The organism is Pseudomonas sp. 910_23, assembly GCF_052850795.1.
This window is the reverse complement of record NZ_VXCZ01000001.1, coordinates 144,242-156,723: the sequence shown is the minus strand read 5'-3', so window position 1 is coordinate 156,723 and position 12,482 is coordinate 144,242. Positions and strand designations below refer to the sequence as shown.

The window sequence follows — 12,482 nt, the reverse complement described above, 5'->3', positions numbered from 1 at the left end:
GGGCATGATTTCACCCGGTAACACGGGGATTTGTCCCACAAAAATATAAGTGCGCGCCCCCCTTCCCAACGGCCATGGCACGGATAGAATGGCGAGCCTTCCTGTAACACCCCCAACCTACTTTCTTATTGATGACGCCCATGTCCGAAGCCAGTCCGTGTCTGAATTGCGGTGCCTGCTGTTCACACTTTCGCGTGTCTTTCTTTTGGGGTGAGTGCGCCTCATCCGGGGGCACGGTGCCCGATGATCTGGTGGTGCAGATCAACCCGACCCGGGTGGCAATGATCGGCACCGATCAAAAACCTGCGCGCTGTTGCAGCCTTGAGGGCGAAGTGGGCAAAAGCACCAGTTGCTCGATCTATGCACAACGTTCGAGCCCGTGTCGCGAGTTCGATGCTTCCTGGAGCCAGGGTGTGCAGAACGTTGATTGCGATGCTGCCCGTGCTGCCTTCGGCCTGGCCCCTTTGCAAGCTCCGCCGTTTGAACTGGACCTGCCCATCAGCGCTTAGCACCAAACGCTATGCACAGCATGACAAATTAATTGAGATCAAAATGCCATTACCCATGGCAAATCCCATGAGGCTTCTATACTCGACATGGTAGGTCATCGCCTCTGGCAGTGACGTGGCTCTATGACGGGATACGCTATGGAATGGCTGGGCCAGTATTTTTTCACCGACCTTCCAGACAGCGGGCATTTATTGCTCAATTGCAGTCATAACCCCTTTCTGGTGCTACTGGCGTACCTGGTTGCCTGCGCAGCGGGGTTCGGCACCCTGGACATGGCCGAACGCGTCGGCCATGTAGAAGACCCCACCGCCCGCCGCCACTGGCGCTGGCTGGGAGCGGGCTGCCTGGCGGGCGGGATCTGGTCGACCCATTTCATCAGTATGCTGGCCTTCCAGGCCCCAATCGCCATTCATTACGAATTGCTCACGACGTTTGCCTCGCTGTTGATCGCCCTGATCGCCTCGCTGTTCGCCATGAAAACCCTCAGTCATGCCCATCTGCGTTTGCACCAATACCTGCTGGCTTCGGTATGGATAGGGCTGGGCATCGCGCTGATGCATTACGTGGGCATGGCGGCGATGCGCTCCCAGGCGCAGGTGTACTTTGAATCGCGGTTGTTCATGGCCTCGGTGGCGATTGCCATCGTTGCCAGCCTGGCGGCGTTGCTGCTGTCCAGTTACCTGCGCAACGGTGCCGGGGTGTTTCACCAACTGCTCAAGTACGCCGCCAGCCTGGTTCTTGGCGCGGGGATCCTGAGCATGCACTTCACCGGCATGGCGGCCATGCAAATGTTGGTACCCAGCGGCGCGGACTTGTCGTTGCCGGTGGACAACAATCCGATTCAACTGGGCCTGTCGGTGGCGGTGATTACCCTCTTGGTGATCGGCAGCGGTGTCAGCGCAGCTCTGGCAGACAAAAAACTGCAGCACAAGGAGCGTGACCTGCGCCGGGTCAATGCGCTGCTCAGCGAACTCGACCAGGCCCGCGCCTCACTGCAACAAGTGGCCCATTTTGACGCGTTGACCAACTTGCTCAACCGCCGTGGTTTCAATCAGATCTTCGCGGAGAAAGTTGCAGAAAAAACCCGAAGCCAAGGCATGATGGCGGTGATTTTCCTCGACATTGACCACTTCAAGCGCATCAATGACAGCCTCGGCCATGACGCTGGCGACCAGTTGCTCACGGTGCTGGCCGGGCATATCAAGGGCTCGATACGTAGCCGTGAGGATGTGGTCGCACGGTTTGGCGGCGATGAGTTCTGCATCCTGATCAATATCCATCACCGTGACGAAGCGCGGCACATGGCCCAGCGCATCATGCAGAAAATGAAAGAACCCATCGAACTGGCCGGCCGCCGCATGGTGATGACTACCAGCATTGGTATCAGCCTGTTCCCCGACGATGGCCACACCTGCGAAGAACTGCTGAAGACCGCCGACCTGGCGCTGTACCAATCCAAGGACACCGGGCGCAACAGCCTGAACTTCTTCAGTTCCAACCTGAAAACCCGCGCCTCCCTGGAACTGCAACTGGAAGAGGAGCTTCGTGCCGCATTGCGCGCACGCACCGAACTGGTGTTGTTCTATCAACCGATCTTCGACATGAAACTGGGCAAGGTCACGCGTCTTGAGGCACTGGTGCGCTGGGAACATCCCCAGCATGGGTTGCTGGCCCCGGACCGGTTTATCGGGATCGCCGAGAACAATGGGCTGATCGCCGACTTGGACCACTGGGTATTGCGCCAGGCCTGTCACGACCTGAGCCTGTTGTCTGACCGGGGCTACACCGAGCTGACCATGGCCGTGAACTGCTCGGCCCTGAACCTGGCGCGGGACGAACTGGCCGATGAAATCGAAGACGCCCTGCGCTTTGCCGGCGTGGCGGCCAACCGCCTGGAGCTGGAAGTCACCGAAAATGCGCTGATGGGCAATATCAGCAGCACCCTGGCGCTGTTGCGACAAATCCGCGCCCTGGGGGTCTCCCTGGCGATCGATGATTTCGGCACCGGCTACTCATCCCTGGCCTATCTCAAGCGCCTGCCGCTTAACACCTTGAAGATTGATCGCTCGTTTATCCAGGACATCCCCAAATCCACCGCAGACAGCGAAATCGTCCAGGCGATTATCGGCATGGCCCACACCCTGCACTTGCAGGTGGTGACCGAAGGCGTGGAAACCCAGGCGCAGTTTGAGCTATTGCTCAAGCACGACTGTGACTTCATCCAGGGTTACCTGCTCAGCCCGGCGGTGCCGTTCAACGACATCATCGGTGTGATGCAAGGCATTGCGATGCGCAATCCGCTCTACCCCTTCAGCGTGGAAGGCAATAAAGACAGCACGCCCACCAAAGATCCTGCGCCAGCGCGAATCTGCCCGCCGTCTATTGTCAGGCCAATTCGCTGAAGCCCAAATCAGAATGCTGGTGGTGCGACGACTGCAATCGCCAGTGCCATGGCACACATGGAAACAATTCTTCAGCGGTTTCCCGGCGGCCTGAACTGTTCCCGTGACGTTTACGTCACCCTAGGCTGTGACCTTTCTCTACGGCAAGGTGCCATCACTGGCAACGCGGTTACTCCGCTACACACTTATGGGGACAGAAAAGGCGCACCTTTTTCGCGCACTCCATTCTTACGCCGCCCTTTCCTGGATCAGAATCCAAGGCGAGACCACCACCGCCCACAGGCTTGGATCACGCTCCACCAAGTCCAATGCCCGCGTTGCAGACACTTCGCCAAGGCTCCTTGAAGCCAGCCAGGCGGCGACTTTGTCACGGTTGTCTTCAGCCATTCCCTCGGCCGCTTCGATCAAATCCAGTCCGGCATCGACCCACAATAGGGCACCCTTGGCAAAGAACGGCTCAAGCTCCTTCCAGGAAATTTCAGCGGTTTCACCGAGCAGCTTGGCATAGAGGGTGCTAGGTTCTTGCGTCATGGGAGTTCACCTGAGTAAAAAATCGGCGCAATCATAGCCTTCTGACTCAGGCAGAAAAACCCAGTAGCAAATGAGGTAGCGATTGAAAGGGCCGGGAAAGCCAGGGAACACCTTGAAAACGGGTGTAAGCCCGCCGCAATTCTGTCTTTTTCTTTCATTTAAGCGACACGCTCAGGTTTTGCCCCCCGTTGCCAGCTTTTCAATTGATCAACCGGCGCTCTACACTGTACCGGTACAGTTGCCAGGGCAATACCGGGGGGATATCCGCGATATCTGATCCGGTTCTGCAGCTCACAAGGCCGCTAGAACTATAAAAAATACAACAGTAAGAGTGGAGCACTATGAATAAGGCTACTAAGCAGATTTCCAAACTGTTTGCCGCTATGGTCCTGGCTGGGGTTGCCGGCCATTCGTTCGCAGCCGACACCATCAAGATCGGCATCGCCGGTCCCAAGACCGGTCCGGTAACGCAATACGGCGACATGCAATTCATGGGTGCCAAGCAAGCCATCAAGGACATCAACGCCAAGGGCGGCGTGGATGGCAAAATGCTTGAAGCCAAGGAATACGACGACGCTTGCGATCCAAAACAAGCGGTCGCCGTAGCCAACAAAGTGGTCAATGACGGTGTCAAGTTCGTAGTCGGTCACCTCTGCTCCAGCTCCACTCAGCCAGCGTCGGATATTTATGAAGACGAAGGCGTCATCATGATTACCCCGGCTGCCACCAGCCCTGAAATCACTTCCCGTGGCTACAAGCTGATTTTCCGCACCATTGGTCTGGACAGCGCACAAGGCCCGGCAGCCGGCAACTACATCGCCGACCACGTGAAACCGAAAATCGTTGCGGTACTGCACGACAAACAGCAGTACGGTGAAGGCATCGCTACCGCCGTGAAAAAGACCCTCGAAGAAAAAGGCACCAAGGTTGCCGTCTTCGAAGGCTTGAACGCCGGCGACAAGGACTTCTCCTCGATCATCCAGAAACTCAAGCAAGCCAACGTCGACTTCGTCTACTACGGCGGCTACCACCCTGAGCTGGGCCTGATCCTGCGCCAGGCCAAGGAAAAAGGCCTGAACGCCAAGTTCATGGGCCCAGAAGGTGTCGGCAACGACTCCATCTCGCAAATCGCCCAGGGCGCTTCCGAAGGCCTGCTGGTGACCCTGCCGAAATCCTTCGACACCGACCCTGCCAACAAAGCCATCGTTGAAGAGTTCACCAAGAACAAGCAGGACCCAACCGGTCCGTTCGTGTTCCCGGCGTACTCCGCGGTTGAAGTCATCGCCGGCGGTATCGCTGCCGCGAAGAGCGAAGACACCGCCAAAGTGGCTGAAGCCATCCACGCCGGCACCTTCAAGACCCCTACCGGCGACCTGAGCTTCGACGCCAAGGGCGACCTGAAGGACTTCAAGTTCGTGGTCTACGAATGGCACTTCGGTAAACCAAAAACCGAAGTTTCCCCTCAGTAAGCCAGGCGTTACTGGTCAACAAGCCCACTGTGCAAGCAGTGGGCTTTGTTTTACGAGGTTTATGGGCCATGTCACCCGCGATCCGGGCGCTGGCTCACCTGAAAATCTTAAAACCGTCACCAGCGGTTCGCTGGCAAACGCTTCGTGCAACCTGGTCACAGAACAGGGCACCGAGCCGGAAATGACTCCACCAGTGAAATGCGTATCGGGTTTTTAGGAGCGCTGTAATGCCTGAGATCTATCATTTTTTCCAACAGCTGGTTAATGGCCTGACCATTGGCAGCACCTATGCCTTGATAGCCATTGGCTACACAATGGTTTACGGCATCATTGGAATGATCAACTTCGCCCATGGCGAGGTATACATGATTGGTTCCTATGTGGCCTTCATCGCCCTTGCCGGGCTGGCCATGATGGGGATCCACTCCCTGCCGCTGTTGATGACCGCTGCGTTCCTGGCATCGATCATCGTGACCAGTGCCTATGGCTACAGTATCGAGCGGGTTGCCTACCGTCCCTTGCGTGGCAGCAACCGTTTGATCCCGCTGATTTCCGCCATCGGCATGTCGATTTTCCTGCAGAACACCGTATTGCTGTCCCAGGACTCCAAGGACAAGTCCATTCCCAACCTGATCCCGGGGAGCATCTCCTTCGGCCCAGGTGGCGCACAAGAAGTGCTGATTTCGTACATGCAGATCCTGGTCTTCGTCGTCACCCTGGTGGCCATGCTGGGCCTGACCCTGTTCATTTCCCGCTCCCGTCTGGGGCGCGCCTGCCGGGCCTGCGCCGAAGACATCAAGATGGCCAACCTGCTGGGCATCAACACCAACAACATCATCGCCCTGACCTTCGTCATTGGTGCTGCGCTGGCGGCCGTGGCGGCCGTGTTGCTGAGCATGCAATACGGCGTGATCAACCCCAACGCCGGTTTCCTGGTGGGCCTCAAGGCCTTTACCGCAGCGGTATTGGGCGGCATCGGCAGCATTCCGGGCGCCATGCTCGGCGGGCTGGTGCTGGGTGTGGCCGAAGCCTTTGGCGCCGATATCTTCGGTGACCAGTACAAGGACGTCGTCGCGTTCGGCCTGTTGGTTCTGGTGCTGTTGTTCCGTCCGACCGGCATCCTGGGCCGTCCGGAGGTTGAGAAAGTATGAGCAGATATCTTAAATCGGCGTTTTTCAGCGCCTTGCTGGTGTGGGCTGTGGCCTTCCCGGTACTCGGCCTCAAGCTGAGCATTGTCGGCATCAATCTGGAAGTGCATGGCACCGGGCCCGTCACCATGACCGTCATCGCCTTGTGTTCGGTGCTGATGTTTCTGCGCGTGCTGTTCACCCAGCAGGTCGGTGCCTTGTTCAAGGGCAACCGTGCTCCGTTGGTGTCGCCCAAGGTCAGCCAATTCCTGACCCTGCCGCGCACCCAGCGCTACATCATCATCGGCCTGATTATCGCCGCGCTGATCTGGCCGTTCTTCGGCTCACGCGGTGCGGTCGACATTGCGACGCTGATCCTGATCTACGTGTTGCTGGGCCTGGGCCTGAACATCGTGGTGGGCCTGGCCGGCCTGCTCGACCTTGGTTACGTGGGCTTTTACGCCGTGGGTGCCTACACCTACGCGCTGCTCTCGCACTACCTGGGCTGGAGCTTCTGGATCTGCCTGCCGCTGGCCGGCATGGCGGCGGCGACGTTCGGCTTTCTGCTGGGCTTCCCGGTGCTGCGCCTGCGCGGTGACTACCTGGCCATCGTGACCCTGGGCTTCGGTGAGATCATCCGCCTGTTCCTGCGTAACCTCACCGATATCACCGGTGGGCCCAACGGTATCAGCAGCATTCCCAAGCCAACGTTCTTCGGGCTGTCGTTCGACCGCACCGCCGCCGAAGGCATGCAGACCTTCCACGAGTACTTCGGGATCGCCTACAACCCGGTCAGCAAAGTGGTGTTCCTGTACCTGGTGGCGCTGCTATTGGCGTTGGCGGCACTGTTCGTGATCAACCGTTTGCTGCGCATGCCCATCGGCCGTGCGTGGGAAGCGTTGCGCGAAGATGAAATCGCCTGCCGTGCCCTGGGCCTGAACCCGACCATCATCAAGCTTTCCGCGTTCACCCTGGGCGCCGCGTTCGCCGGTTTCGCCGGCAGCTTCTTCGCCGCGCGCCAGGGCCTGGTGACCCCGGAGTCGTTCACCTTTATCGAGTCGGCGATCATTCTCGCCATCGTGGTATTGGGTGGCATGGGCTCGCAACTGGGCGTGATCCTGGCGGCGATCGTGATGATCCTGCTGCCGGAAATGATGCGTGAGTTCAGCGAATACCGCATGTTGATGTTCGGCGCCATGATGGTGCTGATGATGATCTGGCGTCCTCAAGGCCTGCTGCCCATGCAACGTCCACACATGGAGCTGCGCAAATGAGCCGCGAGATCCTGAAAGTTGAAAACTTGAGCATGCGCTTCGGCGGCTTGCTGGCGGTCAATGGCGTGGCCCTGACCGTGAAAGAGAAACAGGTCGTGGCGCTGATCGGCCCCAACGGTGCCGGCAAGACCACGGTGTTCAACTGCCTCACCGGCTTCTACAAGCCGAGCGGCGGCAGCATCCTGCTGGACGGCCAACCGATCCAGGGCCTGGCGGGTCACGAGATCGCTCGCAAGGGCGTGGTGCGTACCTTCCAGAACGTGCGGTTGTTCAAGGACATGACCGCAGTCGAGAATCTGTTGATCGCCCAGCATCGTCACTTGAACACCAACTTCTTCGCGGGCCTGTTCAAGACCCCAGCGTTCCGCAAGAGCGAGCACGAGGCCATGGAATACGCGGCGTACTGGCTGGACAAGGTCAACCTGACCGAGTTTGCCAACCGCCCGGCAGGCACCCTCGCCTACGGCCAGCAGCGTCGCCTGGAAATCGCCCGTTGCATGATGACCCGCCCGCGGATCCTCATGCTCGACGAACCTGCCGCGGGCCTGAACCCCAAGGAAACCGAAGACCTCAAGGCGCTGATCAGCGTGCTGCGTGAGGAAAACAACGCCACGGTGCTGTTGATCGAACACGACATGAAACTGGTCATGAGCATTTCCGACCATATTGTGGTGATCAACCAGGGCACGCCGCTGGCCGACGGCACGCCGGAGCAGATCCGCGACAATCCTGAAGTGATCAAAGCCTATCTGGGGGAAGCGTAAAATGCTGCAGTTCGAAAACGTTTCCACGTTCTACGGCAAGATCCAGGCCCTGCACGACGTCAATGTCGAAGTGCGCCAGGGTGAGATCGTCACCCTGATCGGCGCCAACGGTGCCGGCAAATCGACCTTGCTGATGACCCTGTGCGGTTCGCCGCAAGCCTACAGCGGCAGCATCCGCTACATGGGTGAAGAGCTGGTGGGCAGGCACTGCGCCGAAATCATGCGCAAGAGCATTGCCGTGGTACCGGAAGGCCGCCGCGTGTTCTCGCGCCTCACCGTGGAAGAGAACCTGGCCATGGGCGGGTTCTTCACCGACAAGGGCGACTACCAGGAACAGATGGACAAGGTGCTGCACCTGTTCCCCCGCCTCAAGGAACGCTTCAGCCAGCGCGGCGGCACCATGTCGGGCGGCGAGCAGCAAATGCTCGCCATCGGCCGGGCGCTGATGAGCAAGCCCAAGCTGTTGCTGCTGGACGAGCCCTCCCTGGGCCTGGCACCGATCATCATCCAGCAGATCTTCGATATCATCGAACAGCTGCGCAAGGACGGGGTGACGGTGTTTTTGGTGGAGCAAAACGCCAACCAGGCATTGAAAATCGCTGACCGGGCCTATGTGCTGGAAAACGGCCGGGTGGTGATGCAGGGCACTGGCGAGCAACTGCTGACGGACCCGAAGGTGCGAGAGGCATATCTGGGAGGTTAAGACCCGGTTACTGAGTAAACTGGATCTAAATGTGGGAGGGGGCTTGCCCCCGATAACGGTATATCAGTCACATGTCCTGTGCCTGACACACTGTCATCGGGAGCAAGCCCCCTCCCACATTTTGTTTTGCGTAACTTGAAAAAAATTCGACTGGTTTTGTAACGAACTCAATCCCCCTCTCTCTAGTGGTGCAAGCAGGCAATCAAGCCTGCGCATTCGACCACTGCTGGAGACACACCATGACCACCAAACTGTCCGCCGCCACCCTCGTCCTCGCCCTGGGTTCGGCCCTGAGCCTGTCCGCCCTGAGCACCACTGCCCACGCAGCCGATGACATGCAGAAATGCTTCGGCGTGGCTGAAGCCGGCAAGAACGATTGCGCCGCAGGCGCCGGCACCTCTTGCGCCGGCACCTCCAAAACCAAGGACCAGGCCAATGCCTGGAAGCTGGTCCCCGCCGGTACCTGCACCAAGACCCCAAGCACCACCTCGCCGACCGGCTTCGGCCAGGAAACCGAATTCACTGCCAAATCCTGAAACCTTGTGCAGCCTGAGTACTGATGATGACGCCTACATCCCCTTACACGGTCTCACCGACTCAGGTGCCCGGCCTGCCCTTGCGGGCCGGGCTGGGGTTGAAGACCGAGCACTTCACCCAAGTGCTTGAGACCGGCCCCGATATCGGTTTTTTTGAAGTACACGCCGAAAACTACATGGTGGCCGGTGGCCCGTTTCATCACTACCTGGGATTGATCCGTGAGCAGTACCCGCTGTCGTTGCACGGCGTGGGCCTGTCCATCGGCGGCGAAGGTGCCCTGGATCGCGAACACTTGGCACGCTTGGCGACGTTGATCGAGCGCTATCAACCCCAGTCTTTTTCCGAACACCTGGCCTGGTCCAGCCACGGCCCGGTGTTTCTCAACGACTTGCTGCCGCTGGCTTACGACGCCACCACCCTGAGCCGAGTGTGCGCACATGTTGACCAGGTGCAGAGCACACTCAAGCGGCCGATGCTGCTGGAGAATCCCTCGACCTACCTGCAGTTCCAGCGCTCTACCCTGGATGAAACCGACTTCATCAGCGAGGTCATCCGCCGTACCGGTTGCGGCCTGCTGCTCGACGTCAACAACGTCTACGTATCCTGCATCAATCACCAGCGCGATCCATCGGCCTACATCGACGCCCTGCCCTTGCACGCAGTGGGAGAGATTCATCTGGCCGGCTTTGCCGAAGACACAGACAGCCTGGGCGACCGCCTGCTGATCGATGACCACGGCGCGCCTATCGATAACGCCGTGTGGCAACTGTACGAGCACGTGCTGGCGCGGACCGGTCCGGTAGCTACGTTGATCGAGCGGGATAACCAGGTGCCGCCCTTCAGCGTATTGCAGGCCGAAGCCCGGCAGGCTGAAAGCTATTTGTCGCAGGTGGCCCGATGAGCCTTCAACAGGCATTCGCCCACGCGCTGCTGACGCCGGACGCAACCTGCCCCGAGGAGGTGTTCAGCAGCAACGGGGCCGACCCGGCGAGTCGCTTCGCGGTGTATCGCAATAATGTCCACAGCGCGTTGATAAATGCGCTCGTCGCCGCCTATCCGGTGACGCGGCAACTGGTTGGCGATGAGTTTTTCCACGCCATGGCCAGCCTGTATGTCCAGGCTCACCCGCCCACCAGCCCTTTGATCAGCGAATACGGCAGCACGTTGGCAGCGTTTATCCAGCGCTTCGAACCGGCCTCAAGCGTGCCATACCTGGCAGATATCGCTCGGCTGGAGCGCCTGCGGGTTCGGGCTTATCACGCGTCGGATCGCCAGGCACTGGATCAGCACAGCGTGCTCCAACAACTGCAAGGCTGCGCGCAGCTGGGGCAATTGCGGGTGCGACTGCATCCATCCCTCGAAACATTGGAATCTCCCTACGCGATCGTGTCGGTTTGGGCTGCGCACCAGACCGACGGGGTTATCGCCACCTTGAACCCATGGTACGCCCAAGGCGCGCTGGTCCTGCGCCACGGGTTGGCGGTCAAGGTGTTCGCCATCGACAGCGGCTCGGTGACGTTTATCAACCGCCTCAACCAAGGCGCCGGGCTGGAGTTGGCCATCGCTGACGCCCTTGAAGCCTCAGCCGAATTCGACTTGCACCAATGTCTCACGCTGCTGATCAGCCACGACGCCATTACTCATTTGCATCTGCCACCCAAGGTATCGCCATGAACACTCCCGCTCCGTGCCTGGTAAAACGAACCGTCGCACTGTTTGAAAAAATCCCCTACAGCCTGATCGCGTTTATTGCGCGTTTCTCCATTGCCGCAGTGTTCTGGAAATCCGGGCAGACCAAGGTCGAAGGCTTTGCCATTGACGTGATCAGCGGCACATTCCAAGTCGGTGAACCCAAGCTCGCCGCCTCGACACTCTGGTTGTTTCGCAGCGAATATCAGTTGCCCCTGGTGCCGCCGGAGGTGGCCGCGTACCTGGCAACCTTTGCCGAGCACTTTTTCCCGGTATTGATCCTGCTGGGGTTTGCCACACGCTTCTCGGCCCTGGCCCTGATCGGCATGACCTTGACCATTCAGTTGTTCGTCTACCCTGACGCCTACCCCACGCACGGCACCTGGCTCGCGCTGTTGTTGCTGTTGCTCGCCAAGGGGCCAGGCCGCTTGTCCATCGACCACCTGATGGCCCGTCGCTTGCGTTAAAGCCGATCCAGCGCCTCGCCGCTGCGCCGGAACCAATCCACCAGGTAATCGGCCAGCACCTGGGTGCGTCTCGGCAGGCCACCCTGGTAGGGATGAACCAGGTACATCGGCATTCGGCGTGTCTGATAGTCGCGCAGGATCCAGCGCAATCGCCCCTCGGCCAACTCCGTCGGCAACACGTAGGACGGCAGGCGGGCGATACCGGCGCCCACCAGGGCGGCTTTTTTCAGCAGGTTGTAATGGTTGGAGGCAAACGTGCCGCTCACCCGCACTCGCAGTAATTCATGCTGCTGGTGATACAACCACTCCTCACGACCGCTGTAGTGACTGTTGAGCAAGCAGCTGTGTGTCGACAGGTCCGCCGGGGTCAGCGGTTCGCCATGCTGCTCCAGATACGCCGGGCTGGCGCAGGTCACCTCGTGCCAGGCCAGTAAAGGCTTGGCGACCAGGCGTTCATTTTCGATGGCAGCCGCGCGCACGCCCAAGTCAAAGCCATCGCGCGCCAAGTCTCGGTAGCTGTTGTTAAGCTCCAGCTCGATCTGCACCTGCGGATATTGCCGGGAAAACTCCAGCAACAAGCCATCGAAGAAGGTTTCGCCCAGCGACACCGGAACGGTCATACGCACAGGGCCGGCCAAATCATCCTTGAGCCGCGCCAACGCCTGCCGCGCGCGTTCTACCTGTACCACCAGCGCTTGTGCCTGGGGCAGCAACGCCGCGCCGGCCGCGGTGAGGCTGAGCTTGCGGGTGGTGCGGTGCAACAGCACCACGGCAAACTGCGCTTCCAACTGGCTGATGCGCTTGGACAACTGCCCTTTGCTGCAGCCCAGCTGTTCGGCCGCCACGGTGAAACTGCCCGCTTCGATCAGCACAGCAAAGGCTGCCAGATCATCCATTTCGCTCATGGATTGTTTCCATTTGAAAACCAAAGGTTGCCTATTAGCGCGTTTATTCGCTTGAAAAGCCACACTAGACTGGACCTTCAGTTAATCCCCTGGAGGAACAGCAC

Annotated in this window: 13 protein-coding genes; 11 read left to right on the top strand and 2 right to left on the bottom strand. The window is 59.3% G+C overall.

Annotation, left to right across the window (positions count from 1 at the left end):
• Positions 1–140: 140 nt before the first annotated feature.
• Positions 141–509 carry a YkgJ family cysteine cluster protein gene (locus tag FW800_RS00715; protein ID WP_032803342.1) on the top strand — a complete coding sequence of 123 codons (369 nt, stop codon included), beginning with the start codon at positions 141–143 and terminating at the stop codon, positions 507–509.
• A gap of 138 nt (positions 510–647) precedes the next feature.
• Entirely contained in the window at positions 648–2,912 is a 2,265-nt protein-coding gene (locus tag FW800_RS00710) for a putative bifunctional diguanylate cyclase/phosphodiesterase (RefSeq protein ID WP_446436876.1), read from the top strand.
• Positions 2,913–3,140: 228 nt separating this feature from the next.
• Here the strand turns inward: FW800_RS00710 and FW800_RS00705 are convergent, their stop codons facing one another.
• On the bottom strand, positions 3,141–3,443 hold the full coding sequence (locus FW800_RS00705; RefSeq protein ID WP_446436766.1) for a DUF2288 domain-containing protein: 303 nt from the start codon (positions 3,441–3,443) through the stop codon (positions 3,141–3,143).
• Between the two features lie 341 nt (positions 3,444–3,784).
• Here FW800_RS00705 and FW800_RS00700 point away from each other — a divergent pair, with 341 nt between their 5' ends.
• The 9 genes from FW800_RS00700 to FW800_RS00660 all read left to right on the top strand — a co-directional run bounded on the left by FW800_RS00700 (position 3,785) and on the right by FW800_RS00660 (position 11,473).
• The gene (locus FW800_RS00700; RefSeq protein ID WP_032877333.1) at positions 3,785–4,912 is read left to right on the top strand and encodes a branched-chain amino acid ABC transporter substrate-binding protein; all 1,128 of its coding nucleotides are present in this window, start codon (positions 3,785–3,787) and stop codon (positions 4,910–4,912) included.
• Between the two features lie 227 nt (positions 4,913–5,139).
• Positions 5,140–6,063 carry a high-affinity branched-chain amino acid ABC transporter permease LivH gene (livH, locus tag FW800_RS00695; RefSeq protein ID WP_003193535.1) on the top strand — a complete coding sequence of 308 codons (924 nt, stop codon included), beginning with the start codon at positions 5,140–5,142 and terminating at the stop codon, positions 6,061–6,063.
• Positions 6,060–7,313: a high-affinity branched-chain amino acid ABC transporter permease LivM gene (locus tag FW800_RS00690; RefSeq protein WP_446436765.1), complete on the top strand. Its 1,254-nt coding sequence runs from the start codon at positions 6,060–6,062 to the stop codon at positions 7,311–7,313. The genes livH and FW800_RS00690 overlap by 4 nt, the downstream gene beginning before the upstream one ends.
• Positions 7,310–8,077, top strand: coding sequence for a high-affinity branched-chain amino acid ABC transporter ATP-binding protein LivG (gene livG, locus FW800_RS00685; RefSeq protein ID WP_446436764.1), 768 nt, complete (start codon positions 7,310–7,312; stop codon positions 8,075–8,077). Before FW800_RS00690 ends, livG begins: the two co-directional genes overlap by 4 nt.
• Position 8,078: 1 nt before the next feature.
• On the top strand, positions 8,079–8,780 hold the full coding sequence (locus tag FW800_RS00680) for an ABC transporter ATP-binding protein (RefSeq protein WP_005785830.1): 702 nt from the start codon (positions 8,079–8,081) through the stop codon (positions 8,778–8,780).
• Between the two features lie 239 nt (positions 8,781–9,019).
• Positions 9,020–9,316 carry a BufA1 family periplasmic bufferin-type metallophore gene (locus FW800_RS00675; RefSeq protein WP_032877335.1) on the top strand — a complete coding sequence of 99 codons (297 nt, stop codon included), beginning with the start codon at positions 9,020–9,022 and terminating at the stop codon, positions 9,314–9,316.
• Positions 9,317–9,339: 23 nt separating this feature from the next.
• Positions 9,340–10,218: an MNIO family bufferin maturase gene (bufB, locus tag FW800_RS00670; protein ID WP_148852407.1), complete on the top strand. Its 879-nt coding sequence runs from the start codon at positions 9,340–9,342 to the stop codon at positions 10,216–10,218.
• A complete protein-coding gene (locus FW800_RS00665) occupies positions 10,215–10,991 on the top strand; it encodes an HvfC/BufC N-terminal domain-containing protein (RefSeq protein ID WP_248128129.1) in 777 nt (258 codons plus the stop codon). Before bufB ends, FW800_RS00665 begins: the two co-directional genes overlap by 4 nt.
• Positions 10,988–11,473 carry a DoxX family protein gene (locus FW800_RS00660; protein WP_032877338.1) on the top strand — a complete coding sequence of 162 codons (486 nt, stop codon included), beginning with the start codon at positions 10,988–10,990 and terminating at the stop codon, positions 11,471–11,473. The genes FW800_RS00665 and FW800_RS00660 overlap by 4 nt, the downstream gene beginning before the upstream one ends.
• Here FW800_RS00660 and FW800_RS00655 read toward each other — a convergent pair.
• Complete coding sequence (locus FW800_RS00655; RefSeq protein ID WP_005785822.1) at positions 11,470–12,378, bottom strand: LysR family transcriptional regulator; 909 nt, start codon at positions 12,376–12,378, stop codon at positions 11,470–11,472. The two genes, FW800_RS00660 and FW800_RS00655, sit on opposite strands and share 4 nt — an antisense overlap.
• Between the last annotated feature and the right edge of the window lie 104 nt (positions 12,379–12,482).